The organism is Herbiconiux dendrobii (genome assembly GCF_052048175.1).
In the GTDB taxonomy this organism is placed as follows: Bacteria; Actinomycetota; Actinomycetes; order Actinomycetales; family Microbacteriaceae; genus Herbiconiux.
This window is the reverse complement of the sequence record NZ_JBLZQV010000001.1, coordinates 419,159-444,794: the sequence shown is the minus strand read 5'-3', so window position 1 is coordinate 444,794 and position 25,636 is coordinate 419,159. Positions and strand designations below refer to the sequence as shown.

Annotated in this window: 28 protein-coding genes and 1 pseudogene; 14 read left to right on the top strand and 15 right to left on the bottom strand. The window is 67.7% G+C overall.

All coding sequences use genetic code 11. The annotated features are described in order from the left end of the window. The first annotated feature begins 42 nt into the window (after positions 1–42). From ACN4JJ_RS02085 to ACN4JJ_RS02075, 3 genes are read left to right on the top strand one after another with little or no spacing between them, the layout of a single operon-like run. Positions 43–1,200 carry an LLM class oxidoreductase gene (locus ACN4JJ_RS02085; RefSeq protein ID WP_440708248.1) on the top strand — a complete coding sequence of 386 codons (1,158 nt, stop codon included), beginning with the start codon at positions 43–45 and terminating at the stop codon, positions 1,198–1,200. Next, on the top strand, positions 1,197–2,588 hold the full coding sequence (locus ACN4JJ_RS02080) for an O-acetylhomoserine aminocarboxypropyltransferase/cysteine synthase family protein (RefSeq protein ID WP_440708247.1): 1,392 nt from the start codon (positions 1,197–1,199) through the stop codon (positions 2,586–2,588). Before ACN4JJ_RS02085 ends, ACN4JJ_RS02080 begins: the two co-directional genes overlap by 4 nt. Next, positions 2,588–3,862, top strand: coding sequence for an acyl-CoA dehydrogenase family protein (locus tag ACN4JJ_RS02075; RefSeq protein WP_440708246.1), 1,275 nt, complete (start codon positions 2,588–2,590; stop codon positions 3,860–3,862). Before ACN4JJ_RS02080 ends, ACN4JJ_RS02075 begins: the two co-directional genes overlap by 1 nt. A 67-nt stretch (positions 3,863–3,929) precedes the next feature. On the opposite strand, the gene ACN4JJ_RS02070 is transcribed toward ACN4JJ_RS02075, so the two are convergent. The 4 genes and pseudogenes from ACN4JJ_RS02070 to ACN4JJ_RS02055 all read right to left on the bottom strand — a co-directional run. After that, on the bottom strand, positions 3,930–5,303 hold the full coding sequence (locus ACN4JJ_RS02070; protein WP_440708245.1) for an O-acetylhomoserine aminocarboxypropyltransferase/cysteine synthase family protein: 1,374 nt from the start codon (positions 5,301–5,303) through the stop codon (positions 3,930–3,932). Further along, the gene (locus tag ACN4JJ_RS02065; protein WP_440708244.1) at positions 5,300–6,520 is read right to left on the bottom strand and encodes a MalY/PatB family protein; all 1,221 of its coding nucleotides are present in this window, start codon (positions 6,518–6,520) and stop codon (positions 5,300–5,302) included. Before ACN4JJ_RS02065 ends, ACN4JJ_RS02070 begins: the two co-directional genes overlap by 4 nt. A 197-nt stretch (positions 6,521–6,717) precedes the next feature. Beyond that, positions 6,718–7,893: a thiolase family protein gene (locus ACN4JJ_RS02060; RefSeq protein ID WP_440708243.1), complete on the bottom strand. Its 1,176-nt coding sequence runs from the start codon at positions 7,891–7,893 to the stop codon at positions 6,718–6,720. A gap of 8 nt (positions 7,894–7,901) precedes the next feature. After that, a pseudogene (locus ACN4JJ_RS02055) lies at positions 7,902–8,386 on the bottom strand (CoA-transferase); the annotation flags it as partial. Between ACN4JJ_RS02055 and ACN4JJ_RS02050 the strand changes: the two are divergent. Continuing rightward, positions 8,346–8,516, top strand: a complete 171-nt coding sequence (locus ACN4JJ_RS02050; protein ID WP_440708791.1) for a hypothetical protein — start codon at positions 8,346–8,348, stop codon at positions 8,514–8,516. The pseudogene ACN4JJ_RS02055 and the gene ACN4JJ_RS02050 overlap by 41 nt on opposite strands. A 106-nt stretch (positions 8,517–8,622) precedes the next feature. Here ACN4JJ_RS02050 and ACN4JJ_RS02045 read toward each other — a convergent pair whose 3' ends face one another. Next, positions 8,623–10,146, bottom strand: a complete 1,524-nt coding sequence (locus ACN4JJ_RS02045; protein ID WP_440708242.1) for an MFS transporter — start codon at positions 10,144–10,146, stop codon at positions 8,623–8,625. Between the two features lie 190 nt (positions 10,147–10,336). On the opposite strand from ACN4JJ_RS02045, the gene ACN4JJ_RS02040 reads away from it, so the two are divergent. The 7 genes from ACN4JJ_RS02040 (at position 10,337) to ACN4JJ_RS02010 (ending at position 14,342) form a co-directional block, all read left to right on the top strand. Beyond that, positions 10,337–10,756 carry a hypothetical protein gene (locus ACN4JJ_RS02040; protein ID WP_440708241.1) on the top strand — a complete coding sequence of 140 codons (420 nt, stop codon included), beginning with the start codon at positions 10,337–10,339 and terminating at the stop codon, positions 10,754–10,756. A 513-nt stretch (positions 10,757–11,269) separates the two neighbouring features. Further along, positions 11,270–11,941, top strand: a complete 672-nt coding sequence (locus ACN4JJ_RS02035; protein ID WP_440708240.1) for a hypothetical protein — start codon at positions 11,270–11,272, stop codon at positions 11,939–11,941. After that, positions 11,938–12,483, top strand: coding sequence for a hypothetical protein (locus ACN4JJ_RS02030; RefSeq protein WP_440708239.1), 546 nt, complete (start codon positions 11,938–11,940; stop codon positions 12,481–12,483). The genes ACN4JJ_RS02035 and ACN4JJ_RS02030 overlap by 4 nt, the downstream gene beginning before the upstream one ends. 8 nt (positions 12,484–12,491) lie before the next feature. Beyond that, entirely contained in the window at positions 12,492–13,022 is a 531-nt protein-coding gene (locus ACN4JJ_RS02025; protein WP_440708238.1) for a hypothetical protein, read from the top strand. A 149-nt stretch (positions 13,023–13,171) separates the two neighbouring features. Continuing rightward, entirely contained in the window at positions 13,172–13,615 is a 444-nt protein-coding gene (locus ACN4JJ_RS02020; RefSeq protein WP_440708237.1) for an HTH domain-containing protein, read from the top strand. Positions 13,616–13,706: 91 nt separating this feature from the next. Beyond that, positions 13,707–14,057: a PLD nuclease N-terminal domain-containing protein gene (locus ACN4JJ_RS02015; RefSeq protein WP_440708236.1), complete on the top strand. Its 351-nt coding sequence runs from the start codon at positions 13,707–13,709 to the stop codon at positions 14,055–14,057. 54 nt (positions 14,058–14,111) lie between these two features. Next, the gene (locus tag ACN4JJ_RS02010; RefSeq protein WP_440708235.1) at positions 14,112–14,342 is read left to right on the top strand and encodes a hypothetical protein; all 231 of its coding nucleotides are present in this window, start codon (positions 14,112–14,114) and stop codon (positions 14,340–14,342) included. Positions 14,343–14,358: 16 nt separating this feature from the next. On the opposite strand, the gene ACN4JJ_RS02005 is transcribed toward ACN4JJ_RS02010, so the two are convergent. Beyond that, positions 14,359–14,511: a hypothetical protein gene (locus ACN4JJ_RS02005; RefSeq protein ID WP_440708234.1), complete on the bottom strand. Its 153-nt coding sequence runs from the start codon at positions 14,509–14,511 to the stop codon at positions 14,359–14,361. 190 nt (positions 14,512–14,701) lie between these two features. Here ACN4JJ_RS02005 and ACN4JJ_RS02000 point away from each other — a divergent pair, with 190 nt between their 5' ends. Further along, positions 14,702–15,268 (top strand): hypothetical protein, encoded by a 567-nt coding sequence (locus ACN4JJ_RS02000; RefSeq protein WP_440708233.1) that lies wholly within the window; start codon positions 14,702–14,704, stop codon positions 15,266–15,268. A gap of 86 nt (positions 15,269–15,354) precedes the next feature. Here ACN4JJ_RS02000 and ACN4JJ_RS01995 read toward each other — a convergent pair whose 3' ends face one another. Next, the gene (locus ACN4JJ_RS01995) at positions 15,355–15,555 is read right to left on the bottom strand and encodes a hypothetical protein (RefSeq protein ID WP_440708232.1); all 201 of its coding nucleotides are present in this window, start codon (positions 15,553–15,555) and stop codon (positions 15,355–15,357) included. A gap of 168 nt (positions 15,556–15,723) precedes the next feature. Here ACN4JJ_RS01995 and ACN4JJ_RS01990 point away from each other — a divergent pair, with 168 nt between their 5' ends. Further along, positions 15,724–16,263, top strand: a complete 540-nt coding sequence (locus ACN4JJ_RS01990) for an RNA polymerase sigma factor (protein WP_440708231.1) — start codon at positions 15,724–15,726, stop codon at positions 16,261–16,263. Continuing rightward, positions 16,253–17,104, top strand: a complete 852-nt coding sequence (locus ACN4JJ_RS01985; RefSeq protein WP_440708230.1) for a hypothetical protein — start codon at positions 16,253–16,255, stop codon at positions 17,102–17,104. Before ACN4JJ_RS01990 ends, ACN4JJ_RS01985 begins: the two co-directional genes overlap by 11 nt. A gap of 28 nt (positions 17,105–17,132) precedes the next feature. Here ACN4JJ_RS01985 and ACN4JJ_RS01980 read toward each other — a convergent pair whose 3' ends face one another. The 8 genes from ACN4JJ_RS01980 to ACN4JJ_RS01945 form a co-directional block, all read right to left on the bottom strand. After that, positions 17,133–17,849 (bottom strand): hypothetical protein, encoded by a 717-nt coding sequence (locus tag ACN4JJ_RS01980; protein WP_440708229.1) that lies wholly within the window; start codon positions 17,847–17,849, stop codon positions 17,133–17,135. A 419-nt stretch (positions 17,850–18,268) separates the two neighbouring features. After that, the gene (locus tag ACN4JJ_RS01975) at positions 18,269–18,607 is read right to left on the bottom strand and encodes a hypothetical protein (RefSeq protein ID WP_440708228.1); all 339 of its coding nucleotides are present in this window, start codon (positions 18,605–18,607) and stop codon (positions 18,269–18,271) included. Positions 18,608–18,699: 92 nt separating this feature from the next. Further along, positions 18,700–20,040 (bottom strand): GntP family permease, encoded by a 1,341-nt coding sequence (locus tag ACN4JJ_RS01970; protein ID WP_440708227.1) that lies wholly within the window; start codon positions 20,038–20,040, stop codon positions 18,700–18,702. 108 nt (positions 20,041–20,148) lie between these two features. Beyond that, positions 20,149–20,889 (bottom strand): SDR family NAD(P)-dependent oxidoreductase, encoded by a 741-nt coding sequence (locus ACN4JJ_RS01965; protein WP_440708226.1) that lies wholly within the window; start codon positions 20,887–20,889, stop codon positions 20,149–20,151. Next, positions 20,886–21,935: an NAD(P)-dependent alcohol dehydrogenase gene (locus tag ACN4JJ_RS01960; RefSeq protein ID WP_440708225.1), complete on the bottom strand. Its 1,050-nt coding sequence runs from the start codon at positions 21,933–21,935 to the stop codon at positions 20,886–20,888. Before ACN4JJ_RS01960 ends, ACN4JJ_RS01965 begins: the two co-directional genes overlap by 4 nt. 8 nt (positions 21,936–21,943) lie before the next feature. Beyond that, positions 21,944–23,104, bottom strand: coding sequence for a mandelate racemase/muconate lactonizing enzyme family protein (locus ACN4JJ_RS01955; RefSeq protein ID WP_440708224.1), 1,161 nt, complete (start codon positions 23,102–23,104; stop codon positions 21,944–21,946). After that, positions 23,101–24,555 (bottom strand): aldehyde dehydrogenase family protein, encoded by a 1,455-nt coding sequence (locus ACN4JJ_RS01950; protein ID WP_440708223.1) that lies wholly within the window; start codon positions 24,553–24,555, stop codon positions 23,101–23,103. Before ACN4JJ_RS01950 ends, ACN4JJ_RS01955 begins: the two co-directional genes overlap by 4 nt. Beyond that, on the bottom strand, positions 24,552–25,610 hold the full coding sequence (locus ACN4JJ_RS01945) for a zinc-binding dehydrogenase (protein WP_440708222.1): 1,059 nt from the start codon (positions 25,608–25,610) through the stop codon (positions 24,552–24,554). Before ACN4JJ_RS01945 ends, ACN4JJ_RS01950 begins: the two co-directional genes overlap by 4 nt. Positions 25,611–25,636: the final 26 nt, after the last annotated feature.

Sequence of the window (25,636 nt, the reverse complement as noted above, 5' to 3'; positions counted from 1 at the left end):
CCCCAGACGGCCGGGCTCGGATCGCAGGAGAAAGGATGCGTCATGACGCACACGACGAGACGGCAGCTGGCCGTCGGGCTGAGCGGGCCGCACCTGGTCGCGCTCGCCGAACAGCCGGAAGCCGCGGCGGAGTTCGAAGGACTCGGCCTGGCCTTCGTGGCGCTCGGGGTCGATCGCGTGATCGCGCCGGCGGATGACGCGTCTGTGGGCGCCACTGCTGCGAGCGCCGCTGCGTCCGGCGCCGATCCTCTGGGTGCCACCCTCGACTCCAGCGTGGCCGCCACGGTGTTCGCCACCGACGCCCCGAGCACCTCCGTCGTCGTGGTCGCAGCGCCGCACCGCGACCATCCCTACAACCTGGGTCGGCGCGTCGCCTCGCTCGACCACCTGAGCTCCGGCCGCGCCGGCCTGCTGCTCGGCGAGCGCGACCGGTTCGCCCCCGCTGCCGATGCGGGCCGCGAGTCCTGGAGCGGCGCCCGCCTCTCGCAGGGCGCCCCACTCGAGCCGGCCACCACCCGCGACGCCACTCTCGCGCTGCAGAAGTTGTGGCAGAGCTGGCCCTCCGACACCATCGTGGGCGACCGCGCCACCGGCATCTACGCCGAGGCCGACCGCATCGTGCACATCGACCACGACGGCGTCTTCTCGATCGCCGGCCCGCTCAACGTGCCCTCCACTCCGCAGGGCGTGCCCGTGGTCGGGTGGTTCGCCGACCGCGCCGAGCAGCTGGCGGCCGCGGCCGGCGTTGCCGAATTGCTCGTGGTTCCGGCAGGCCTCGTAGCGTCGGCTCTCTCCGTCTCGCCTACGGTTCCGGTTTTCGCGCTCGTGCCGGTGGGCGTCGACGCCACCGCGCACGAGGTGGCCGCCGCGAGCGGTGTGCTCGACCTGCGCGCGCACGTGCTGCTGGTTCCGGACGCCCGGCTCACGGCATCCGCGATCGCGTTGCTGGTTCGCGACCTCGGGGTGCTGCTCCCGGAGCTCGCCACGCCGGACGGCGCTTTCGCACCGGATGCGCCCACCGCGGACGCCTCTGCCCCTCCTGCCTCCCCCACCCCGGCCACCGTCGGGACTCTCACCGCCACCGCCACCACCGCCACCACCCGGACATTGCGCGAGCGACTCGGTCTCGGCTCGCCCGCTCCCCTGCTCGAGGGCGCCCGCGCCGCCTTCCCCGCTCCGTCCGCGGAGGTGGCCCGGTGAGCGGCGGCCGCCCGGAGTCGGCATCCGCCGCCGAACCGCACTACGACTGGGAGGGCTTCGGGTTCGACACCCGGCAGGTGCACGCCGGTGAGCTGCCCGAGCCCGGATTCGGTTCGCGGATCACGCCGATCCATCTCTCGAATGCCTTCCGCTTCGACTCGTTCGACCAGACCCATGGCCGCTTCGCCGGCACCGACGAAGGTCACCTGTACTCGCGGCACCTCAACCCCACCAACGTGGTCGCCGAGCGGCGGATCGCCTCACTCGAGGGCGGCACGGGCGCGGTCGTCGTGGGCTCGGGAACAGCCGCCATCAGCTCGGCTCTGATCGCGCTGCTCGAGTCGGGCGATCATTTCGTGTCGACCGCGAGCATCTACAGCGGAACGCAGATCCTATTCAACCGGGCCCTGAAGCGGCTGGGCATCACGGTCGGCTACGTGTGGGATCCGGATGACGAGGCCGAGTGGGAGGCCGCGATCCGCCCCGAGACGAAGGCCATCTTCACCGAGACGATCCCGAACCCGAAGAACGACATCGTCGACATCGAGCGGGTGGGCCGCATCGCCGCGCGGCACGGAATCCCGCTCGTGGTCGACAACACGGTCGCCACGCCCTACCTGATTCGGCCGCTGGAGCTCGGGGCGAGCGTCGTGGTGCACTCCTCGACGAAGTTCCTGGGCGGGCACGGGGCCGGCATCTCGGGCGTGATCGTTGACGGCGGCACCTTCGACTGGCGCGCCTCGGGGCGCCGCTATCCGCTGCTCACCGACGAACAGGTGCCGGGCGTGCCCTCGTTCCTCGACCGGCTCGGCATCGAGCACGCCTTCGAGGCGTACCTGCGGCTCACCGTGGTGAACGACCTGGGGCCGGCGCTGTCGCCCTTCAACGGATTCCTGCTGCAGCAGGGCATCGAGACGCTGTCGCTGCGCCTGGAACGGCACCTCGACAACGCGCGCACGATCGCGCTCTGGCTGGCGGCGCAACCCGAGGTGGAGTCGGTCGACTTCGCGGGGCTGCCGGGGCATTCGCAGCACGCGCTCGCCGAGCGCCTCTACGGCGGGCGCACGGGATCGGTGTTCGCGTTCACGGTGGCCGGCGGCATCGAGGGCGCCCGGGTGTTCATCGACCGGCTGCAGGTGTTCTCGCGGATGACCAACATCGGTGACGTGCGCTCGATGGCCATCCATCCGGGCACCACCACTCATCTCTCGTTCGACGACGAGAAGAAGGAACGGCTCGGGATCGCGCCGGGGCTCATCCGTCTCTCCGTCGGCATCGAAACCGTCGACGACCTCATCACCGACCTCGGCAACGGGCTGCGCGCCGTGCGCGACGCCGGCCTCGTGCCCCACCACTCGCTCGAAACGACCGCCTCTGGAGGCCACTGATGTCTGCAACCGCCACCGCTAGCGCCCTTCTGGTTCCCGCCACCGCGACCGACACCGAGCTGTCGGCCCACTTCCAGCCGGTGTTCGACCGGATCGCCGCCGGCAATCTCGAGCGCGAGCAGAACCGCGTGTTCCCGCACGAGCAGGTGCGCTGGCTGATCGACGCCGGCCTCGGCCGGGTGCGCATCCCGGTCGCCCACGGCGGGTTCGGGGCCTCGCTGCGCCAGACCTTCCAGCTGCTCACCGACCTCGGCGAGGCCGATCCGAACGTCTCCCACGTCTGGCGCAACCACCTGGCCTTCGTCGAAGACCGGCTGAACGCCGAGCCGTCGGCCAGGAACGACGTCTGGATCGACCGGCTCGTCGCGGGCGCATTCGTGGGTGGCGGCTGGACCGAGGCGAACAACGGCTCGTTCTCGAACCTCAAGACCATCCTCTCGCCGGCTCCGGATGGTGACGGCTGGCGCATCACGGGCGCCAAGTTCTACGCCACGGGCAGCCTCTACGCCGACTGGCTCGACGTGATCGGGCGCACCGAGGAGGGCCGCATCATCACGGCGCTCGTGCGTCGGCACCAGCCGGGCGTCGAGCTCATCGACGATTGGTCCGGCTTCGGTCAGCAGACCACAGCGAGCGGCAGCGCGAACTACGCCGACGCGCACGTGGATGCGGCCGACCTGTTCCCGGCGAGCGAGCGCTTCAGCTACCAGGCGTTGTTCTACCAGACCTCACTGCTGGCGATCCTGGCCGGCATCACGCGGGCGACGCAGCGCGACGGCATCGCGGCGCTCACCGCCCGCGGTCGCAACTACAGCCACGGGCTGGCCGAGGTCGCAGCCGAGGATCCGCAGCTGCTGCAGGTGATCGGCCGGGTCTCGGCACTCGCCTTCGGTGCCGAGGCCGCGGTGCAGCGCTCCAGCGCCACGCTCGACCTCGTAGCGGCAGCGCGCGCGGAGGCGCTCCTCACGGGCGACCGCTCGGGCGCCGCCGAGCACGAGGCGCTGGTCTTCGCCACCGTCGAGACCACCCGGGCCCAGGTCGCGATCATCGAGTCGGCGCTCACCGCGACGACGATCGTGTTCGACGCCCTCGGCTCCTCCGGGGTCTCGAAGCACCGGGCGATCGACCGTCACTGGCGCAACGCCCGCACGCTCGCCTCGCACAACCCGCGCGTCTATAAGGAGCGCATCCTCGGCGAGTGGTTCGTGCACGGCACCGACCCCACCAAGATCTACGGCGAGCTCACCGACTCCGCCGGCGGCCAGAGCGCGTGAGCACCTGAGCACCCGACCGCCTGCCGGGGTCTTGCCGCCGGGCTCGCGGCCTGGCTCGCGACCGGCCTCAGGAGAGGGCGCGGTCGAGGTCGGCGATCAAGTCGGCGACGCTCTCGGTGCCGATCGAGAGGCGGATGAGGCCCGGCGTGATGCCGAGCCGCGCGCGCAGCTCCTCACTGAAGCCGATGTGCGTCGTGGTGGCCGGATGCAGCGCCATCGAGCGTACGTCCCCGATGTTCGTCATCCGGCTGATCACCCGCAGCCGGTCGGTGAAGCGCCGCGCTCCGGCCTCGCCGCCGCGAACGGTCACGGCGAACACCGATCCGGAGAGCCCGCCGTACAGCTTCTCGGCGAGAGGGCGATACGGGCTCGAGGGCAAGCCGGCGTAGTCGACCGACTCGACCCCCGGATGCTCTTCCAGCCAGGCCGCGATCGTCGCCGAGTTCGACAGGTGCCGGTCCATCCGCAGCGACAGGGTCTCGATGCCCTGGTGCAGCAGGAAGGAGTGCAGCGGCGAGAGCGCCGGCCCGAGGTCGTTCACCACGGCGTCACGGGTCGCGCGAGCGTAGGCGGCGCGACCGAACCGCTCCAGTGCCGACTTCGCACCGGGAGCCGGCGGGGCGGTGATGAGCGGGTAGTCGCGGCTCGCGGTCGCCCAGTCGAAGGCGCCCGTGTCGACGATCGTTCCCGAGATCGCGGCGCCGTGCCCCGACAGGAACTTCGTCGAGGAGTGCACCACCACGGCCGCGCCGAACTCGCCCGGCCGGATCAGGTACGGCGTCGCGATCGTGTTGTCGACCACGAGCGGAATGCCGTGCCGGGCTGCCACCGCGGCCACGTGCTCGAGATCGACGATGTCGTTCTTGGGGTTCGGGATGGTCTCGGTGAAGATCGCCTTCGTGTCGGGCCCGATCCGCTGTTCCCACTCGTCGTCGTCGAGCGGGTTCCAGACGTAGTCGACGCCGATGCCCATCCGCTCGAAGCTGCGGCCGAACAGCGTGCGGGTGCCGCTGTAGATCGAGGCGGTCGAGACGAAACGCTCGCCCGAGCGCACGAGCGCGAACAGCGCCGCGGTGATGGCGGCCTGGCCCGACGACACCACGATGGCCTCGACGCCGCCCTCGAGCGAGGCGATGCGGCGCTCGGCCACCGAGCCGGAGGGGGTGCGCTGACGGGAGTAGATGAGGCCGTCGCTGTCGCCGGCGAAGCGGTCGCGGCCGTCCTGCCAGGAGTCGAAGCGGTAGCCGGCCGTCAGCGCGATCGGCGGGATGCGGGCGCCGGCCACCGGATCGGCGTACTCGCCCGCGTGGATCTGGCGGGTGTCGAATCCGTAGCCCTCCCAGTCGTACTCGGGCTCGGCGGCGGGCTCGATGGGCTCGGCGGGCTCGACGCTGTCGGCCCCCTCGAAGGCGGGATCGGTCGGGTCGGGGTAATCGCTCATCGGGACCTTCCGGGGATCGTCTCGACGGCATCCGCGATCGCGGACACCGCTCGCTCCAGTATCGGGCGGGGCATCGCGAACACGAGCCGCACGAAACCCTCGTAGCCCGCCCCGCAGAGTGCGCCGTCGGTCAGCGTGACGCCCGCGCGTTCGCGCAGGAACTGCGCCGGAGAACCGGCCGCACCCTGGCCGCCGGCACCGGCACCGGCACCGGCTCCGGCTCCGCTCAGCCCGAGCTCGCGCACGTCGAGCCACGCGAGGTAGGTGGCCTCGGGCAGCTCGTACCCCACCTGCGGGAGCCGCTCGGCCAGCAGTTCGCCCAGCAGACGGCGGTTGCCGTCGAGGTACTGCACCACGTCGGCGAGCCACTCGCGGCCGTGCCGGTAGGCGGCCGTCGAGGCCACCACGCCGAGCGTCGAGGCCCCGTGCTGCACCGCGAAGCCGAAGCTGCGGTAGTGCCGCTGATCGGCCTCGTTCGAGGTGATCAGCTGCGCGGCCTTGAGCCCCGGGATGTTCCAGGCCTTCGACGCGCTGGTGCCGGTGATGGTGTGCGCGGCCGTGGCATCCGACAGCGAGGCGTAGGGGATGTGCTCGCGCACATCGAAGCGCAGCGGCGCGTGGATCTCGTCGGCGAACACCCGCCCGCCCCGCCGCTCGACCACGTCGGCGATCGCCTCGAGCTCACCTCGGGTGAGCGCGGTCCCCGTGGGGTTCTGCGGATTGCACAGCACGAGCGTGCCCGCGCCCGCGGCGAAGGCGGCGTCGATGGCCTCGAGGTCGTGCCGCCAGCGCCCGCCCTCCACGATGCCGGGAACCTGGATCACCTCGCGGCCGAGCGTGGGCGGGTAGGTGAGGAACGGCATGTACGCGGGCGTCGGGACGATCACAGCGGAACCCTCGGGCGAGAACTCGGTGACGGCCACCCCCAGCGCGGCCATCACATCCGACACCGGATGCACCGTGGCGGGGTCGATCGACCAGCCGAACTCCTCGGTCATCCACCCGGCCGTCGCCTCGGCGAGGTCGTGCGCGGTAGGCGGCGAGAGGTAGCCGAGCACGCCATCGGCGACCGCCCGCTGCAGGGCCTCGCTCACGGCGGGGGCGGTGCCGAAGTCCATCTCGGCCACCCAGGCGCCGATGGTTCCCGGATGCAGACTCCACTTGCGGCTGCTCGGCAGATCCAGCTGCGCGGCCGGGATCTCGTCGAATCGATGCATCACACTGGCTCCGTCATGTTCGGCTCGCGCCCGGACACTCTCCATTCTGTCGCGCGCGCACCGATCACCGCCCTCTGTTGCACAATGCGTCGAGGTCACCCCGTCGACCCGTCACTTCGTGCCGCTATTCGCCCCCTGAAGCGGGACAGAGTGACGGGTCGACGAAGGGGCGGGGTGGTGTGGCAGGTCAGGCGGCGCTAGCGCTCGAGAACGACCGCGAGGCCCTGGCCGACGCCGATGCAGATGGCCGCCACCGCGACACCGCCGCCGCGGCGCTTCAGCTCGTGCGCGGCGTGGCCGATGATGCGGCCGCCGGAGGCTCCGAGCGGGTGGCCGATCGCGATCGCCCCGCCGTGGATGTTGAGGCGGGCCGGGTCGAGGTCGGGCCAGCCGGCCAGGCAGGCCAGGCTCTGCGAGGCGAAGGCCTCGTTGAGCTCGACGAAGTCGACGTCCGCCCAGGTCTTGCCGGCCCGGGCGAGCGCCTTGTTCGCGGCCTCGATCGGCGCGATGGGGAACACGTCGGGGTCGACGCCGTGCGCGGCCCGTCCCGCGATCCGCGCGAGCGGCTCGCCCGGCAGCACGCCCTCGCCGGCCAGCAGCACCGCCGAGGCGCCGTCGTTGATGGAGGAGGCGTTGCCGGCCGTGACCGTTCCCGTGCCGTCGGTGGCGAACAGCGGCTTGAGCCCGGCCAGCTTCTCGACCGAGGTGTCGTCGCGGATGCCCTCGTCGCGCGCCAGCTCGTGCCCCGGCACCTGCACGACCTCCGAGTCGTAGACCCCGTCGGCCCAGGCCTTGGCGGCCTTCTGGTGCGAGGCCACCGAGAACGCGTCCTGCTGCTCGCGGCTGATCCCCCACTCGCGCGCGATCTTCTCGGCCGACTCGCCGTTGCTGATCGTCCACGGCGTCGGCAACGCCCGGTTGGTCATCCGCCAGCCGATCGAGGTGTTCCACATCGTCTGGTTGCCGACGCCCGGCCACGGCTTCGCCGACTTCTCCACCACGTACGGCGCCCGGCTCATCGACTCCACCCCGCCGGCCAGCACGATCTCGGCGTCGCCGGACTCGATGGCCCGGGCGCCCTGGATGACGGCCTCCACCGAAGACGCACACAGCCGGTTGACGGTGACACCGGTGACGGATGTGGGGAACCCCGCCAGCAGCGCGCCGAAGCGGGCCACGTTGCGGTTGTCCTCGCCGGCCTGGTTGGCGTCGCCGAAGATCACGTCGGCGATCCGGGCCGGGTCGACGCCGGTGCGCTCCACCGCGGCGCGCATCACGAGCGCGGCCAGGTCGTCGGGCCGCACGCCCGACAGGGCCCCGGCGGCCCGGCCGAACGGGGTGCGCACAGCATCGTAGACATAGGTGGCGGTCATCGGGATCCTCACGTCGTCGTGGCGTCCGCCAGCTCGAGGCCGGTCAGTTCGCGCAGTCCTTCGATCGTATTGCCGCCGAACAGCTCGCGCACAGCGAAGCCGTCCCCGGTCACGTCGAACACGGCGTGACCGGTGTACACCCGCGACACGCAGCCGAGCCCGGTGAACGGATACGTGCACGCGGCCACCAGCTTCGACTCGCCCTGCTCGGTGAGCAGGTCGGTCATCACGGAGAGCTGTTTCGCGCCGATGGCCAGGTCCATCGCTCCGCCGACGGCCGGGATCGATCCCTCGGCGCCGGTCGACCAGTTCGCCAGGTCGCCGTTGCCCGCCACCTGGAACGCGCCGAGCACGCAGATGTCGAGGTGGCCGCCGCGCATCATCCCGAACGAGTCGGCGTGGTGGAAGTAGGCGGCCCCGGTGACGGCCATGACGGCCTGCTTGCCGCGTTGATGAGATCCGCTCCGAGCTCGGCTCCGGCTTCGGCTCCGCCTCCGCAGGCGGCGCCGCCTCGCCGGCATCCTGCGCAGTTCGGCACCATCGTGTGGGGGATGCCGCTGCTGGCCCTGTGCGGCTTCGTGGCGCTCACCCGCTTCGGCCCGGGGGTCGACGCCGTCGTCTGATGCGCTCGTCCGCCAATTCGGTTGGAAAATGCAGAAATAACGAGGACCGACCCCGTATATGGCGTCGGTCCTCGCTATTTCTGCATTTCTGAACGGCAGCGGCGACTCAGGTGCGCTGCGCGCGGTCGCGCGTGGTGCGCTCGCCCTCCACCTTCTTCTTGCGGCCGCTGCCGTCGTCGACGAGCGACAGCGGGTTCGTGATCGACTCGAGCGACTTGCGCTCGGCGTTGACCCCGAAGATGAACGCCACGATACCGCCCGCCACCATCAGCAACCCGGCGCCGATGTAGCCGATGGTGATCGGGCCGCGGTCCTGGCCGTCGCCGATCAGGGTGGCGAAGAGGAGCGGAGCGACCGATCCGACGATCTGGCCGATGGAGAAGAAGTACGAGATCACCTGCGAGCGCATCTCGAGCGGGAACAGCTCGCTCACCGTGAGGTACGCGCTCGAGGCCCCGGCGCTGGCGAAGAAGAACGCGACGCACCAGAAGATGGTCTGGCTGGTGGCGTTCAGCACGTTCGCCTGGAAGAGGAATCCGGAGACCGTGAGGATGATGCCCGACAGGCCGTAGGTGGCGAGGATCATCTTGCGGCGGCCGATGGTGTCGAAGAGGTGCCCGAGCACGAGCGGCCCGAGCAGATTGCCGATGGCGAACGGGAAGAAGAAGTACTGCACGGCGTCGTTCTCGACTCCGTAGAAGTTCTGCAGCGCCAGGGCGTAGGTGAAGAAGATGGCGTTGTAGAGGAAGGACTGCGTGATCATCATCGTGAGGCCGACGATGGTGCGGTTCGGGTAGTCGCGGATGAGCACGCTGGCGATCTTCTTGAACGGGATGCGGTCCAGCGGCGTGACCTCGATCGCCTGGTCGTCGGGCACGGGGTCGAGTTTCTTGCCCGTGGTCTTCTCGACCTGCGCCTCGATGTCGTCGACGGTCTTCTCGGCGACGTCTTCCTTGCCGTGGGTCATCAGCCAGCGCGGGCTCTCCGGGATGTGCCGGCGCATGTAGATCATGATGAGGCCGATCACCGGGCCGATGAAGAACGCGAGCCGCCATCCGATGTTCTCGGCGAAGTTGTCGGGGTTCAGGAAGAACAGGTTGGCGACGGATCCGAGGGCCGCACCGCCCCAGTAGGTGCCGTTGATGGCGATGTCGACACGGCCGCGGTAGTGGCTCGGGATGAGCTCATCGATGGCGGAGTTGATGGCCGCGTACTCACCGCCGATGCCGAGGCCGGCGATGAAGCGCATCGCGAACAGGAACTCCATGTTCGGGCTGAGGCCGGCGAGCGCAGATCCGACGAGGTAGATGGCGAGCGTGATGATGAAGAGCTTTTTGCGCCCCCATTTGTCACTCAGCCGCCCGAAGACGAGGGCGCCGACCACCTGGCCGACGAGGTAGATGGTGCCGGCGAGGCCCACTTGCTGCGAGTCCATGCCGAGCGACTCCTGGAAGCCGTTCGAGGCGATGATCTGGATCTCGAGGCCGTCGAGGATCCACGACACCCCGAGGCCGAACACGACCATCCAGTGGAACCTCGTCCACGGCAGCCGGTCCATCCTCGCGGGAACGAGGCTCCGCACCTTCTTCGGCTTGGGAGTCGCCCCCGCCGCATCCGTCGTTCGTGACACGTCGCACCTCCGTCTTCGCCGGTCGATCGTCGGGCGGAAGCGGGGCTACGCCGGCGGCGCGATCGAACGTACGCCCGTGTTAACGATTTCGCACGCCCAAGACTGCCGATCGCGATTCGAGCCGGCGATTGATGTCACCACTGGGTTCTAGACTGGCGGCGGGGGTAAATTGAACAGTCTGCGAAAGCTCATGACCGTGGGATTGGGAGCGGCGACAGCCTTAGCCCTTGCGGGATGCATCAATATGGGTGAGTACTTTCTCACTTACTCCGATGAGGAGTGTGCGCAGCAGGCTGAACGGCTCGTGACCTGGGTTCAGAATGTCGAACTAGTGACCGGCGCATCCGTGGCCGATGTCGTCGCAGACAGGTCAGGCGACAAGTATTGCTACATGCGGATGGATGTCGACGCTCGTGCTGACCTGACGGCGCGAGAAGTTGTTCGGGTCCACGACGACGTGCTTGAACAGATCGACGCGATGTACCTGTTTACGTCGCAGTCTCCCATCGCTATCCATAGCGGCAACTGCACGATCGAGGTGGGTCCCTGGGATGCGTTATCGCGGGAGGCGTTCGATGAACCTGACCCTGTGTGCATCCCGTCGCCGTAGGCGACCACGAAACCGAGGGGACGGGGTATCGATGCTCGTTCCGCAGAACACACGAAGCCGAAGCTCCAGTCGCCTCAGATTCGCGACGTACCAACCGGTGTTCACGGCAACTTTCACCTGCACCTCGATCAACCGCCGCTCGCCATCGGTTCTAATTGCGAGAATATCGGTACGTTCCAACCCATTTCGGCTCAACGCGTGGGCCCAACCGCGACGCACAAGCTCCGCCGCGGCATGATGTTCGCCCGTCGTTTTCGTCTGCTTGGCGTCCACCATGCTCAGAGGCTATTCGTCTCCCGTGATTCGCATCCGCGGGGCGAAGCTACGCCGCATGCGCCGACGAGAGGCGTCGGCGCTATTCGACTTCACCGTAGCGGACAACCCGAAAGCGGGTAGGTGAGGACGTCGGGCGGCATAACGCTATTGATTTTTGCTCAATTTAATTGGAAGCTGTGGAATACCCCCAAACAGGGGGTAGTGCCCCGCACGGGCGCTGAGCGGAAGGAAGAACTCATGTTCACCTCATCCGGAAATGAAAGTAAGACGAGAACGCGCAAGGGTACAGTCGCTTCTGCTGCACTGATCGGGGTGCTCGCGTTAGCGCTTCCCATGGTGGCTGCCCAATCCGCTGGCGCGGTCGAGCGCAATGCCACCGGCAGCGAGGTCGCCGAGTTGCACTTCGCTGGGTTCAATGTCGAGCGGGCTGCTGCGAATGGCTATGACGTACGCACCGACGACGAGGGACTGCAGTACGCCGTTCCGGCTGGAACGCCCGCGGGCAGCCTCCAGGGCGCAACGCCGAAATTCAACCCCACTACCGGCGAGACCGTCAGCCCGGATGGGACGGGCGCGAATAACACTGTGTCGGGTGACTGCGGCACGGCCGAGCTCACTCTGTACGACAACACCACGGGCTACACCGCGTATCACTTAAATGGGGCGTTCGGCCCGGCACTGTCGCAAACCTGGGGCGTCACTCTTCAGTCATCGATCGATATAGGCAACACCCCATTGGATGGATTTCCTCCGCTGCCGGGCATCAGCCTGGACTGGGGGACGAACTTCGAGCACAGTATTCAAGCCATCCGCAACACCCAGCTGAACGCTATTGCCGGCGGCACCGTGGTCACTGTGCTCGGCGACTGTTACGGTGGCAACCCATCCGACAGCATCCTCTACTCATGATCGAGATCGTCGAGAGCATCGCGAACCGCCGGCTTCATCACGAGCGCGCACGCGCCTTCGGGCTGCCGGTTCTGCGGTCGCTGCATCCAAATACCCTCTTGGTCGGCTACTCCTTTGTCGGAGATGAACGGTCACCGGGAGAGCAAAACGACCGGATCGTCGAGGCTAACCATGTGGTGCGTTCCAGCCTCGAGACATCCAATCCGCTGTCGTTCACGACAAGGACCTGGAAGTTCGGACGCGACCTCGAGGTCGAGTTTCACCTGCATGCGATGAATCACCTGCGGAACGGCACATTGGTGACCGCTTCGGCCCCCGCCCTCTCTAAAGAGGAACACTTTGATCTTCGGCAGAAACTTGCCGATGCTGAGCGGCGCGCGATCGACATCCGGATCGACGGCGTTCCGCGGAGTGGTTACGCCATCGCCCTGCACGGTTCGACCTTTGTCAGGCTGGCCGGCGGCGACGATGCGGCGATGCTCTCGATAGCGGGTCCACCGGACATTCTGGATGCGGGTTTCGCGAGCGACATCCCTCTCTGATGAATGCCGTGAACGAAGAAGACGGTTTCTTTGGCGAGGCCGATCGGTCGCGGGTGAGGGCTTTCGAGCTACCGGTGTACTTCTCGCGCAGCGTCGCAGTCGAGCTTCACGGGCTCTCGACTCAGTCCCACAACGGGCAGATGGACGTGGTCGAGGTCGCATACATCACCGTTCCGCGGACCGCACCACTTGTAGAACAGCCGTCCGTGTGGACCTGGCGAAATCTCAGCCTCAAAGTCTCGGAGTCATTACGCATCCATGCAAGTACACACCTCGTCAACCATCGTCCCGAGTTTCGGGCAGGCGCATGGATACCGGAGGTGGCCGAGATGGATACTCTCGCCGAGGCGATCGACGCGAGCCCACGAGCGACAGCCCACATCGACGTCGAAGGTGAGACGCTCGACGGCTGGCGCACGACCATCGGTGGCTGGGATTTCACCGCAATCGAACTTGAAGACGTCCACGTCACCATCGCCGGACGTCGCGGGTTCGCTGAAGCGGGGCTGATTCCGAGGCTGGTCCCCAGCGCCTCATGATCGAGGTCGTCGCGAGCATTGCGAGTCGCCGGCTTCACCACGAGCGCGCATGCGCGTTCGAGTTGCCGGTTCTGCGGTCACTGCATCCGGATACGCTACTAAATTCTCGTGGTGCTTCATTAAGAATCGGGTGGACTGGGAGGCCAACGATGACTACAGAGGCGTTTGATGCCCCGAGCCAGCTGAGGCGGCTTCTTGCAGATGGCGCGATAAGCGCGAGCGGACTCCAGGCCATCACCGGGGTTGGTGAGGACGCGCTTCGATCCTTCGTCTATGGTCACGCAGAGAGTGGGATGACAAGCGACCCGACGGCGGTCTCTGCCGATCAGAGCGTGCGCCTGTCCACCCTCGCGGCACAGCTCACGGGCGGGATGGCGATACCTGACGATGAGCGACTCAAGGGGATTCTCGAATCACTGACGACCGCGAGCCACCTGACCACCGAGAACCTCGACAGGCTAACGGGACTCGACGCCCGGGATTTAGACAAAGCCCTTTGCGCCCCAGAGTCCGTCCCGGTCGACAAGAAGTACGAGATCGCGGTGAGGTGCTCGTACCTGATCAATGCGCTCAACTGCGCCGACAATCGGTGAGGGTTTTCGACGTCGCGAGGGTTCGGGTTATGGCCATCGCAACATACCGACAAGTGTTGAATATTGCGGGCGCGTGACCGATGCTTGAAGCATGTACGTGATCGTTTCCGTGGTGACCCTGGCGGTAGTCGTCATTGCGTTGGTGGACATCATCACTCGACCGGAGGGCGACACGAAGCACCTGCCGAAGATCGTGTGGGTGCTGCTCGTGGTCTTCCTGCCGTTGATCGGCAGCATCCTGTGGTTCGCCATCGGCCGGGAGTACAACACCCGCCCGCACGACCCGGTGAGCTTCGGTGATCCCCGCCGCTGGGCCGGCCGTCAACCCACTTCGCCGCGCGCCGATGCCTCCTCGCGGTCGACCGAGCAGCAGCTTGCCGACCTGGATGCCGAGATCGAGTACTACAAGCAGCGCGGATCATCCGGGCCGAAAGAGTCCTGAACAGGGGCCGGTGCCCGCGGGACAATCGGAGTAGAACAGTGGACGGGGGGTGCTGTGTCCATCAACGAGAAGGTCGGCGTGGGCTTTCTGGCGGCGTTCGCCATAGCCTGCGCCCTCTGCCTCTTTCTCGTCCCTGATCTCGGATACGGGAAACCCGGTCATGGCCTCTTCCGGCTGCTTCCCGGCAAGTCGCTATTCGTGGTAGGGATCGTTTCCAGCGTGGCCATGATCGTGATCGTCTTCGTGAACAAGCGCCGACAGAAGAAGGGGAAACCGCCTATCTAGGCCGCCGGCGGACTGATCAGCGGGTCCGCTCGAGCCGGCGCAGACTTCGCGAGATCAGGAAGAACGAGACTGGAACGGGCAAAACAACCAGCGAAACGACCCATCGGTCGGAGCCGGGATCGACGATCCACCAGATGAAGCTCCCGACAGCGATGGTGAGGCCTGCCACCGTGCTAGCCAGGGCCTCTCCGGAGCTCCACCCTCGCTTCTAGAACCACCAGACGATGCGCCCGGGTTCTCTGGGCGATTCACGGTCGTTCATCGTCTCCATCTGTCGAGCATCGCACTGACCGCGTCGCAGCGGTATCGAGGGCGGCTCTGGTGTGCGGAGTCTCTAGGATCGACACCGGGGGTGGCTCATGGTCGACAGGCGTCGTGATGCGGGAAGTGCGGGTTCGTTGTCGAGCGACGACCGGCCGAAAGCCGTAGTCGCGTGCTGGATTGCCTTCATGGTCGGCAGCCTCGTCGTCGTCGGGACCCTTGCCTCCTCCGTCAACGGGCTGGCCCATGCGCCTCTTCTGCTCTTCGGCTTTCTCGCACTGCTCATCGGAGTCTTTCTGGTTCTCGTGCTGGCGAAGGACCCCTACCGTCGCGGCGCACAGCCACGGCCCGGGGACGGCACAAAGGCCCACTACCTCAGCTTCACGGTGGGCGAGCACGAAACCCATCGGATCGTGTACCGATGGGATCAGACCTGGGGCTGGCTCACCGTGACCGTCGACGATGCGCTGGTCGTGAGGCGGCTCGTCACACTGAGCGTGAGCTTGGTGCGCGTGGTGGAGTTCGTCGTCGGCGAGCAGGAGAAGCACCACGTCCGGATCGAGAAGCGCCGGTCTCTGTTCGTCTCGTTCGCAAGACCGCAGCCGATCGAAGCCTTCGTTGATGGGGTTCCCCTCGGCGCACGAGGCGACTCCGGAACGGTCTGAAGTCTCGTCAGCGCGGAGGCTCCCGCTCGCACCGGTTCTCGGCGGTCGCGTCGAGCATCCGCGGGCGACGGGCGGCGTCCGGCTGGCTAGAGGCGGTACCCGATCCGGCCCGAGTCGATCTGCGCCTGCACCTGGCGGAGCTCTGCGGCGAGAGCGGGATCGGACGCGGAGACCCGGTCGGCACGTCGGCCGATGCCGCTCGTGCGGCGCGAGAAGGCGACGAGTCCGACGAAGGCTGCGGCGAGGCCGAGGGATCCTGCGGCGATTGCTGCGATGACTGCACCCATGAGCACGTTCCTTTCATCCTTTTCATGCAAGGCTAACTTCGACAGCTGACGATTGCATGCAGGCCGATCCTTCCCCGCCACCTGCCGCCACCTGCCGCCGGGAGGTGATTCCCGACGGGTCGGTCACCTTTTGGCCCAGCGCGACATTCCTATAGTGAGGGGGTGCGTATGACGGGCAACGAGATGACCGATGGCGACCTGTTGGCGCGATTGGTCACCGGCGACAGAGGGGCGTTGTCGGCGATCTTCGACCGGCACGCAGCATCCGTCACCCGGTACGCCTGGGCTCTGGCCGAGAGCAAGATGGATGTCGAAGAGCTCGTTCAGGACACCTTCTTCACCATCTGGCAGAAGGGTTCCACGATCACCCTGCCCGACTCGTCCCTTCTGCCCTGGCTGCTCGTGACCTGCCGCAACCACGGCCTCAACCTCCGGCGGCGACGCGAGAAGCATCGACACGACGAGCTCCCGGACGAGCTGACGGCCGATGTCCACGACACGGATGCTCGCGACCAGCTGCGCTGGGTACTCGACGAGATCGGTCGGCTCGATCCGCTCGATCGCCGCATCTGCGAGCTCTGCCTGATCGACGGCCGCTCGTACTCCGAGGCGGCCGAGCTGCTCGGCCTCACCACGGGGGCGGTCAAGAAGCGAGTGTCCCGCACACGTGCACGACTTCGGAAGGCGGTGACCGACGATGAGAACTGATCCACCGACCGGTGACGAGCTCACCTCCATGCTCACGTCCATGAAGGCCGAGGTGCTTCGCCGCGCGGGTCAGAACGAGGCCCCCAGCCCCGCGCGCCGCACCCGCGGTCGCGCTCTCGGCGTCGCGATCTCGCTCGTGGCCCTGCTGCTCGTGGGGTCGGCGGGCGCCGCACTGGCCGCGGGCGTCATCCCCAGCCCCTTCGACGATCCCGCTCCCCCGGTCGTCACGCCCACCTCCACCTCGGCTGTCACGCCGACCCCGACCGTGCCGACGGAGACCCCGGATGCGCCCCAGCCGACGACACCGCCGGCACCGGCCGTCGATCCAGACGACCCCAGCACCTGGACCATCACCTTCGACGGGGTCGGTCCCGTGCAACTCGGCTCGTCGTTCGATCAGCAGCGTCAGGTGCTCTCCACCTTCGAGGACTTCACCGATGCGCTCTGTACGGCCGGCAATCTCGACCTTCAGGCACCGAGCGGATTCAGGTTGCGCTTCGTGGGCGGGCCCGACGAGCCGATGGCAACGGCAGCGATCACCTTCGGAAACGGTGGATCACCGCTCGCCGACGATCGAGCGACGACGCCGAAGACCGCCGCCGGCATCGGCATCGATTCGACCAAGGACGAACTTCTCGCGGCCTACCCCGACATTGAACTGACGGGGATGTACCAGAGCGAGATCTACCCCTACTACGGGATCACCGACGGCCACGGCGGATGGATCGTCTTCGCCCTCATCGACGACGAGGTCAGCACCATCCAGATCGCGAACGAGGCTGTTCTGCCCAACGAGAATCGTTCGGTGAAGACGATTCCTTCCGAACGCTGCCCGGCGTGAGGCCGTCTCCCGGCTGCGGCAGCCGGGGTCACGGGGAACTGATCGGCGGCGACGGCCGGGAATCGAGGATCGACGCCACCGCGGATGAAGCGCCGATGTATCCGCCGAGCCTCGTGTCGAGGAGCCCGGCGACATGAATGAGGTCGCGATAGAGAGACGCAGCGTCCAGACCGAGCAATGGCTCGTGATGCGCGACTCGGTTGCGGAGTTCATGCAACCGACCGATCCGAGTGTCGACCTCTGCACGATTGGTGCCCGGAGGAAATGCTCGATGCAGTGCAGGCCGCCACAGCGTCACCTCATGCGCGGCTGAGGTGAGATACCTCCAGAACCCGAATGTCAGCTGGGCGATGACTTTGCCGGGTAACGCCGATCTGCCTCCGGCCTCGCGCACCGCTCGTTCCAGCGCTGCACGTGGCTTCGCATTCACATCGACCCGAGAGCGCCCCTGGGCACCTGATTTCCGTGTGCGCAGGAGGGGCGCGAAGACGTCTGCGCCGCACGACGTCCAATGCCCGGAAAGGTCGAGATGGGCTTCGAGCGCACGATCGTAAGCGTTCCGCAGACCGACTTCGAGGTGCGCGAGGTCATGCGCGAAGGCGGAACCGAGCTGTGCATTCCACTCGTACAGCTCGAGGGCCGCTTTCCCCTCTCCGGCCGCCCGGAGGTACACCGAGAAGCGAGGCACACCCAGCCAGTTCTCCACCCACGTCGCGACGGCGACATCGTGAGGTTCGATCGACACCGTCTTTTCCCATCGCGTATGATTGTCACCAGAAAGCCCCGGTGGACCTCTGACTCCGGTCACGTCGCCGGGGCTCAGTCGTTCATGCGGCTAAGCCATACTCGACGATTGCTCGAGTTTATCCGACTCCGTGGCGGTAGGAGGCGGTGCTGCTCAACGCAGACGAACTCGGGCGGGCCTGCACCGGAAGCATCCCGCTCACGCTGTCACAACAGTCGATCGTGTTGTTCGAGCTCACACCCGGCACCGAGCCGTCAGTAACCGCCGCCTACAGCAGGGAGATCAAGACCGACCTCGGTGTCAACGCGGCTCGCGAGACGTGCGGCGCGGGTGGCAGTGAGTGCCTCTCGAGGTTGCCTTCACGAGCGATGCCCCTGGGCCTGCTGGGCTGCGTGTGCCGTGGCTCAGCGTCGTGGCAGTCAGGTCGAGAGGCGGGCGGGTCGCGGCGCACGCCGGACGAACTCGACGCGCACGTACTGGAGTTCTTCACGAGGAATCACGGCAGTCAGAACAGTGTCGCGGGCGAGTTGCACCCCGATTGCGTACACGAAGGGGTCGGTGTCGATCTCGACCGCAGGCACCGCCATCTGCGACATCCCGCTCGTGCCGTGCGACGACATCGTGCTTTCCAGATGCACGTCGTCGAGTGATGACTGCGGCACGAGCCCCATCAACGGCACCGGCATGAGCTTGATCTTCTCCGCCTGCGCGAGCCGCGGATCGGGCGCATCCTCCGGAAGGAAACCCCCGAAGGTCATCGGCGCAGACCCCATACTCGTCACTCCCTTAGTCCGGACCACATACGAGCTTCATTCGACGCTCCGTGAGAACTGACGAATAGCCGATTCGGTCAGACGAAGATGTCGATGACCAACACGAATGCGAGCACCACGATCGAGAGCATCGACTGCGAGAGCGTGTAGGTCTTCAGCGCGCCGCGGGTGGTGAGGCCGAACAGGCTGCGCAGCATCCAGAAGGCGTTGTCGCTGAACTGACCGCCGAAGCAGCCGCCCGCACCGGCGGCCAGCACGACGAGGATCGGCGAGAGACCGAGATCCGGGATCAGCGGCGCGATGATGCCGATCGCCGTGATGCCCGAGACGGTCTGGCCGCCGATGGCCATCCGGAGCAGGGCCGCGATGAGCCAGACCGCGAGCAGAGGGACGGTCTGGTTGGCCTCGAACAGTCCCGCCAGCACCTCCTGGATACCCGTGCCCGCGATGATGGCGCCGAGCGATCCGGCCACCGCCGTCACCACGAGGATCGTGCCGACGGTCTCCAACGCCTTGTCGACCTCTTTGCCCTGTGCCACGAGACCCTTCTTGGCGACGGTGATGCCGAGGGCGGTCAGCGCACCGGCGAGCAGGGCGATGATCGGGCTGCCGACGAAGTCGAGCACGTCGGACTGCACGCCGACCAGCGCGGCGATGATGTCGGCGAGGATCAGGGCGAGCACCACCACGATCGGCGCGAGCGCGGCGGCCATCGAGGGCAGGGGGACGGCGGATGCCTCGGGCTGGGCCTCAGGCTCGAGGGCGGCCGCCTCGGCGTCTTCGTCGCGTGCGACGTTCCACCAGCGGAAGCGCTCGATCAGCAGCAGGTACAGGAAAGTGGTGAGGGCGACCGCGGGAAGGGAGACGGCGAAGGCGGGCAGCAGCATCTCGGCGGCCGACAGCTTGAGCGTGCCGAGGTACGCGAGCATCGCCGCACCCGGGATAACGAGGGCGTTGCCCGCCGCGAGACCCAGCGCGACCGGGCCGGCCACGGTGGCGATCGGCCGGCCCGAGCGGCGAGCCACCGTGCGCGCGATCGGGGCGACGAGCACGAGCAGCACGTCGAAGTAGATCGCGGGGGTGACGCTGGAGAGCGTCAGGCTGAAAGCGTAGGGCGAGCCGCGCGAGCCGAACAGCTTCAGGATGCCCTGCACTATTCTCTGCACGGCGCCGTAGCCCGACATCAGGAAGCCCATGATCACACCGAGGCTGATCAGCAGGCCGACCTCGGCCATCAAGCCACCGAATCCCTCGTTGATGCCGGTCACGATGTCGGTGAACGACATCCCGGAAGCGATGCCCAGCACGATGGTACCGAGCAACAGGGCGAGAGCGGGGTTGATCTTCACCCGCACGATCAGAAGGGCTATGCCCACGAATACCACCACGAAGGCGGCTATCAACCACGGTGTCGACACGTCAGTCCTCTTTCAGTGCGGCCGGCGATTCTCATCGCCGGCACGATCGTCCTCGATCGCAGGGGTGAACTGCGCCGGGCCCGCCACCACGCGAGCCCGGCGCAGTGGTCAGGTGAGCGAGTATCCGGCATCCATCAGCACGTCGGAGCCGTTGAAGTAACTCGCCTCGTCGCTGAGCAGGAAGAGGATGGTCGCGGCGACCTCGCGCGGCTCGGCGAAGCGGGAGATCGGGATCTTGCGCTGCCACTCGTCGAACTGGTGCTGCTTGAGCGCCAGCAGCGGGGTGTTCACGTACCCGGGCGAGATGGCGTTCACCCGCACGCCCCGGTCGCCCCACTCGACGGCGAGAGTCCGGGTCAGCGCGGCGACGCCCGCCTTGGACACGTTGTAGGCCACCTGGTGCTGCGGCAGGTTGACCACCTGCGTGCCCGACATCGACGCGATGTTCACGATCGCCCCGCCTCCGCGGGTCATCAATTCGCGCGCGAAGGCCTGGCAGGAGAGGAAGACCCCCACCAGATTGACGGCCAGGATGGCCTGGAACTGCTCGGCCGACATGTCTTCGGCCTTCACGTCGTCCTCGACGATGCCGGCCGCCGTGATGAGGTTGACCGGCCCATCGCCGGAACCGTAGATCGACTGCACCACGGCGCCGATCGACTCCTCTGAAGTGATGTCGACGGCCACGGGCGTGACGCCCTCAGGAACTTTGCCCTCGGGCGCGCGGTCGAGGCCGTAGACGGTGGCGCCGGCCTCGAGTAGCTGGCGGCAGATCTCGCGGCCGATGCCGCCAGCGGCGCCGGTCACGGCGACGCGCATCCCGGTGAAGTCTCGGGTCGTTATGGTCATGCTGCAGCTCCTTCGCCGGCAGGGGCGGGAGCGTCGCCGCTCAGCCGCCGCACGGTGGGGTAGACGATCGATTTGATGTTGCCGGGCGCCTTGGTCGTGGTCAGCGCCTGCTCGGTGTCGTCGAGGCCGAAACGGGCGGTGATCAGCGATTCGACATCGACCCGGCCGGACGCGACCAGGTCGATGGCCAGGGGCCAGGTGTCGCGGTAGCGGAAGCTTCCGGTGAGCACGATCTCATTGCTCAGGATGTGTTCGACGGGCACGGCGACGTCGAAGTCGCCGATGCCGACGAGCACCGCCACGCCGAGTCGGTCGAGCGCCGTGATTCCCGCGTGGATGGCCGCGGATGCTCCGCTCGCGTCGATGAACGCGTCGAAGAGCGCGTCGATCGGCTCCGAGGAGAGGAGCGTGCGGGTTGCGCCGAGGCCCAGTGCCGTCTGCAGCCGCTCGGCATGCGGATCGCTGATCACGATCTCGCTCGCGCCCAGCGCCTTCGAGAGCTGGACCAGCAGCAGACCGATCGGGCCCGCGCCCGAGATCAGAACCCGCGAGCCGAGGCCGATCCGGGCCTGTCGCGTGGAATGGATGGCGCACGACACCGGCTCCAGCAGCGCGGCCGCCTCGAAGCCGATGGCCTCGGGGATGTCGTGCGCGAAGATCGACGGCAGCGTGATGAACTCGCGGAACGCGCCGTCGGTGGGCGGCGCCGCGAAGAACCGCATCCGCCGGCACAGGTTGTAGTGCCCGCGCAGGCAATCGACGCAGGCGAGGCAGGGGCGGCCGGGCTCGAGCGAGACCCGCGCTCCTAGGCGCGCGGCGTCGACACCCTCCCCCACCGCCACGACCACTCCGGATGCCTCGTGCCCGAGAACGATCGGAGCATCCATCCGGAGCGAGCCGATGTTCCCGTGCCGGTAACAGTGCACGTCGGAGCCGCAGACGCCCACGGCCTCGACCCGCACCAGCACGTCGCCGGCGTCGGGCACGGGCACATCGCTCTGGGCGAGGGTCAGCACACCGGGTCGTTCGAGCACGACGGACCGCATCCGCTCGCTCATATCGCGTACCGCCGAACCGCGTCCTCGTCGACCGTCACACCCAGCCCCGGGCCCTGCGGCACGGCCACGGCGCCGTCGACGAGGTCGAACGACTCGACCATCACCTCGGAACGCAGTGGGTTGTCGGTGGTGTCGAACTCGAGAACCGGGGCGTTCTGGAACGGCACCGGGTTCACCGTGTAGGGGTTCAGCGGTGTCGCCGCGAGCACCTGCAGAGCGGCGGCGAGCGCCACGCCGGAGCCCCAGACGTGCGGGATGACCGAGACGCCGGCCACACCGGCGAGGGTCTGGATCTGCTGCCATTCCGAGATGCCTCCGGCCACGCCCAGGTCGGGCTGGGCGATGTCCACGCAGCCGCCCGCGATCAGCTCGTTGAAGCCGAACCGGGTGTGCTCGCACTCGCCGCCCGCGATCGGCACCGGTGAGGCCTCGCGCACGCGTCGGTAGGCGTCCTTGTCCTCGGGGACGACCGGCTCCTCGAACCAGAGCACGTCGAAGTCGGCGAGCATCCGGGCGACCTGGATGGCGGTCGTGGCGTTGTAGGCATGGTTGGCGTCGACAGCCAGACGGATGCCCGCGCCGAGGTGTTCGCGGATGATCTCGAGTCGGCGTCGGTCGTCGGCCATCGAGAGCAGCCCGATCTTCACCTTCATGGCGTCGAAGCCGTCACCCAGCTTGCGATCGCACTCCTCGCGGATCCGCTTCTCGTCGACCGAGAAGGGATCGTCGGCCGGCGCGTAGAAGCCGGTGCCGTACGCGTGCACCGAGTCGCGGCGCGCGCCCCCGATGACGCGATGCACCGGCACGCCGAGCTCCTGGCCGGTGAGATCCCAGAACGCGATGTCGAGCGCGCTGATGGCATCCATGAACGGGCCGCGGCTGCCGAAGTCGCGGATGCGCGAGAACAGCTTCTCCCACAGCACCTGGGGCGCCTCGAGGTGCTCGCCGATCAGCATCGGCGCGAAGACGTCGTTCACGCAGCTGGCGACCGGGGCGGCCGGGCCGTACTGGCCGCCCTCGCCCCAGCCGACCAGGCCGGAGTCGCTCTCCACCCGCACCAACAGGCTCTTGCGGTTGCCGAAACGCCCCTGCGAGGAGTAGAACGCGTTCGGCGTCTCGACGAACAGGTGGAAGGTCTCGATCTTCGTGATCTTCATACGTATCCCGCCCCCACTCGCACTCCGTTGAAGACCACGGCTTTGCCGGCGGTCATCTCCTCCATGGCATGGAACATGTTGTCCGAGCCGAGCCCGCTCTCCTTGCGGGGCATGTAGGGGATGTTGCCCGGCCGGAAGCACGACGATCCGTTGATTACGACACCACCCACCTCGAGCTGGTCGGCCACGCGCAGCGCGCGGCCGATATCGTTGGTGAACACGGCACCCTGCAGGCCGTAGCGGGAGCGGTTCGCGATCTCGATCGCCTCGTCCTCGGTCGAGAAGGTGACGATCGGCACGACCGGCCCGAAGCACTCGTCGGTGACCAGCACGGAATCCTGCGGCACGTTCTTCAGGATGGTCGGCTCGACCCCCCGGGTGCCGAATCGTTTGCCACCGACCACGATCTCCGCGCCCTCCTCGACGGCCTGGGCCACCTGGGCGAGCACCCGGTCGGCCGCCGACTCGGTGATCAGCGGGCCGACATCCACTCCGGGATCGACCGGGTCGCCGAACACCAGAGTGCGGGCCACGTCGGCCGCGGCCTCCGCGAAGGCGTCGGCGATGTCCTCGTGCACCATCCACACCTTGTCGGCCACGCAGGCCTGGCCGTTGCCGACGGTCATCCGCCCGCGCGCGATGGCCTGGGCGACCGCGTGCACGTCGACGTCGTCGAACACGATCACGGGGTCATTGCCACCGAGCTCGAGCGACACGCGCTTGAGCCGCCGGCCGGCGATCGAGGCGATCTCCTTGCCCACCTCGGTGCTGCCGGTGAACGAGATCATCGCGACATCCGGATGCCGCACGATCGCCGCACCCGCTTCGTGCCCGTAGCCGGTGAGCAGGTGGAAGGACCCCTTGGGCGTACCCGCCTGCAGCAGGAGCTCGCCGATCCGGAGACAGCTGAGCGGGCAGTCCTCGGGGAGCTTCACGACGACCGCGTTGCCGCCCGCGAGTGCGCCGGCGACCTTGTAGGCGAACAACTCGACCGGGAAGTTGAAGGGCACGATGGCGCCGATCACGCCGAGGGCCTGCTTGTAGACCATCGACATGGCCGACTCGGCGTTGAACATGCTGTCCATCGGATACGAGGCGCCCTGCGGGTCTTTCACGCGCTCGGCGATCGTCTGGAACACCTCGGCACCCTTGCGCAGCTCGAAGTCGGCCCAGGTGACGGACTTGCCGTTCTCGGCCACGAGCAGCGGAACGAGCTCGTCGAGGTTCTCCAGGATGAGCCGGGCGGTCTCGGTGAGGTAGCGGTAGCGCTCGTGCGCGGGCACGCGGCTGTTGACCCGCACACCCTCGACGGCCGCGGCGACCGCGGTGTCGACATCGGCATCCGTCGCCCGGGGGACGACGTCGAGCTTCTCGCCCGTAGCCGGGTTGTCGATCTCGATCTCCTGGCCGTCGCTGGACGCGATCCAGTCGCCGTTGATGAGCATCTTCATCGCTGTGCCTCCATGGTGATGATGACCTTTCCGCTGGCGGCGCCGTCGGCGACGTCGAACGCCGCCTGCGCCTCGGTGATGTCGAATCGGTCGGTGATGAGCTGGTCGAGGTCGATGCCGCGGTCGGCCACGTACTGCATGGCCTCGGCGAGCTCGTGCAGCCCGAACACCCACGATCCGATCAGGGTGATCTGTTTGTGGATGATCTGCTGGCTGACGTCGATGGTAACGTCGCCGCCCTCGCCCACGAAGGCCACGCGGGCCCACGGCCCGACGAGGTCGAGCAGGGAGCGGCGGGCGGCGCCGTTGCCGGAGCAGTCGATGCCGACGGTGCCGAGCCGGCCGTCGGTGAAGGCCCGCACGAGCGCCAGGGCGTCTTCGGCGATCGGATCGATCAGCAGATCGGCGCCGACCTGACGCGCGAGCTCGCGGCGTTCGGCCGAGGGGTCGACGGCGATCACCTGCGCGCCGCGGGCGGCGGCGAACTGCACGGCGGCGAGGCCGACCGGCCCGAGCCCGACGATCACGATGCGGTCGGTCGCGGTGGTGCCGAGCTTCTTCACAGCGTTGTAGGCGGTTCCGGCGCCGCACGCGAGATAACTGGCGGCCGCGGTGCTGAGTGCGTCGGGGATGCGCACGCAGTCCTTCTCCTTGGCCAGCATCGAGTCGGCGAAGGCGCCGTCGATGTCGAAACCGTAGGTGTTCTTGTCGGGGCAGTGCATCGGCAGGTCGCGGATGCACCAGTCGCAGATGCCGCAGCCCGAGATGTGGTGCACCACCACGCGGTCGCCCGCCCGCAACTTACGCGTGCCCGCCCCGGCCTGCAATACCGTTCCGGCAGGTTCGTGGCCCGGCACCGCGTCGGGGTTGATGGTGACGCCGAGACGGGGCTTGCCGCGTTCGGCGGCCGGCACCCGGAACAGGTAGTGCAGATCGCTGCCGCAGACACCGGCGGCGCCGATGCCGATCAGCACCTCTCCGTCGCCGGGTGCGCCGATCTCGACGGGCTGGATGTCGACGACCCTGTCGCCGCGGAAGAGCAATTGCCGAGCCACGAGGACTCTCCTTTCTGGGGTCCGGG

Bases quoted from the DNA above. Each gene is read 5' to 3' on its own strand.
- ACN4JJ_RS02085 (WP_440708248.1), top strand. From the start codon at position 43: ATGACGCACACGACGAGACGGCAGCTGGCCGTCGGGCTGAGCGGGCCG.
- ACN4JJ_RS02075 (WP_440708246.1), top strand. From the start codon at position 2,588: ATGTCTGCAACCGCCACCGCTAGCGCCCTTCTGGTTCCCGCCACCGCG.
- ACN4JJ_RS02070 (WP_440708245.1), bottom strand. From the start codon at position 5,303: ATGAGCGATTACCCCGACCCGACCGATCCCGCCTTCGAGGGGGCCGAC.
- ACN4JJ_RS02065 (WP_440708244.1), bottom strand. From the start codon at position 6,520: ATGCATCGATTCGACGAGATCCCGGCCGCGCAGCTGGATCTGCCGAGC.
- ACN4JJ_RS02060 (WP_440708243.1), bottom strand. From the start codon at position 7,893: ATGACCGCCACCTATGTCTACGATGCTGTGCGCACCCCGTTCGGCCGG.
- ACN4JJ_RS02050 (WP_440708791.1), top strand. From the start codon at position 8,346: ATGAGATCCGCTCCGAGCTCGGCTCCGGCTTCGGCTCCGCCTCCGCAG.
- ACN4JJ_RS02040 (WP_440708241.1), top strand. From the start codon at position 10,337: ATGACCGTGGGATTGGGAGCGGCGACAGCCTTAGCCCTTGCGGGATGC.
- ACN4JJ_RS02035 (WP_440708240.1), top strand. From the start codon at position 11,270: ATGTTCACCTCATCCGGAAATGAAAGTAAGACGAGAACGCGCAAGGGT.
- ACN4JJ_RS02030 (WP_440708239.1), top strand. From the start codon at position 11,938: ATGATCGAGATCGTCGAGAGCATCGCGAACCGCCGGCTTCATCACGAG.
- ACN4JJ_RS02020 (WP_440708237.1), top strand. From the start codon at position 13,172: ATGACTACAGAGGCGTTTGATGCCCCGAGCCAGCTGAGGCGGCTTCTT.
- ACN4JJ_RS02015 (WP_440708236.1), top strand. From the start codon at position 13,707: ATGTACGTGATCGTTTCCGTGGTGACCCTGGCGGTAGTCGTCATTGCG.
- ACN4JJ_RS02000 (WP_440708233.1), top strand. From the start codon at position 14,702: ATGGTCGACAGGCGTCGTGATGCGGGAAGTGCGGGTTCGTTGTCGAGC.
- ACN4JJ_RS01995 (WP_440708232.1), bottom strand. From the start codon at position 15,555: ATGGGTGCAGTCATCGCAGCAATCGCCGCAGGATCCCTCGGCCTCGCC.
- ACN4JJ_RS01990 (WP_440708231.1), top strand. From the start codon at position 15,724: ATGACGGGCAACGAGATGACCGATGGCGACCTGTTGGCGCGATTGGTC.
- ACN4JJ_RS01985 (WP_440708230.1), top strand. From the start codon at position 16,253: ATGAGAACTGATCCACCGACCGGTGACGAGCTCACCTCCATGCTCACG.
- ACN4JJ_RS01975 (WP_440708228.1), bottom strand. From the start codon at position 18,607: ATGACCTTCGGGGGTTTCCTTCCGGAGGATGCGCCCGATCCGCGGCTC.
- ACN4JJ_RS01965 (WP_440708226.1), bottom strand. From the start codon at position 20,889: ATGACCATAACGACCCGAGACTTCACCGGGATGCGCGTCGCCGTGACC.
- ACN4JJ_RS01960 (WP_440708225.1), bottom strand. From the start codon at position 21,935: ATGCGGTCCGTCGTGCTCGAACGACCCGGTGTGCTGACCCTCGCCCAG.
- ACN4JJ_RS01955 (WP_440708224.1), bottom strand. From the start codon at position 23,104: ATGAAGATCACGAAGATCGAGACCTTCCACCTGTTCGTCGAGACGCCG.
- ACN4JJ_RS01950 (WP_440708223.1), bottom strand. From the start codon at position 24,555: ATGAAGATGCTCATCAACGGCGACTGGATCGCGTCCAGCGACGGCCAG.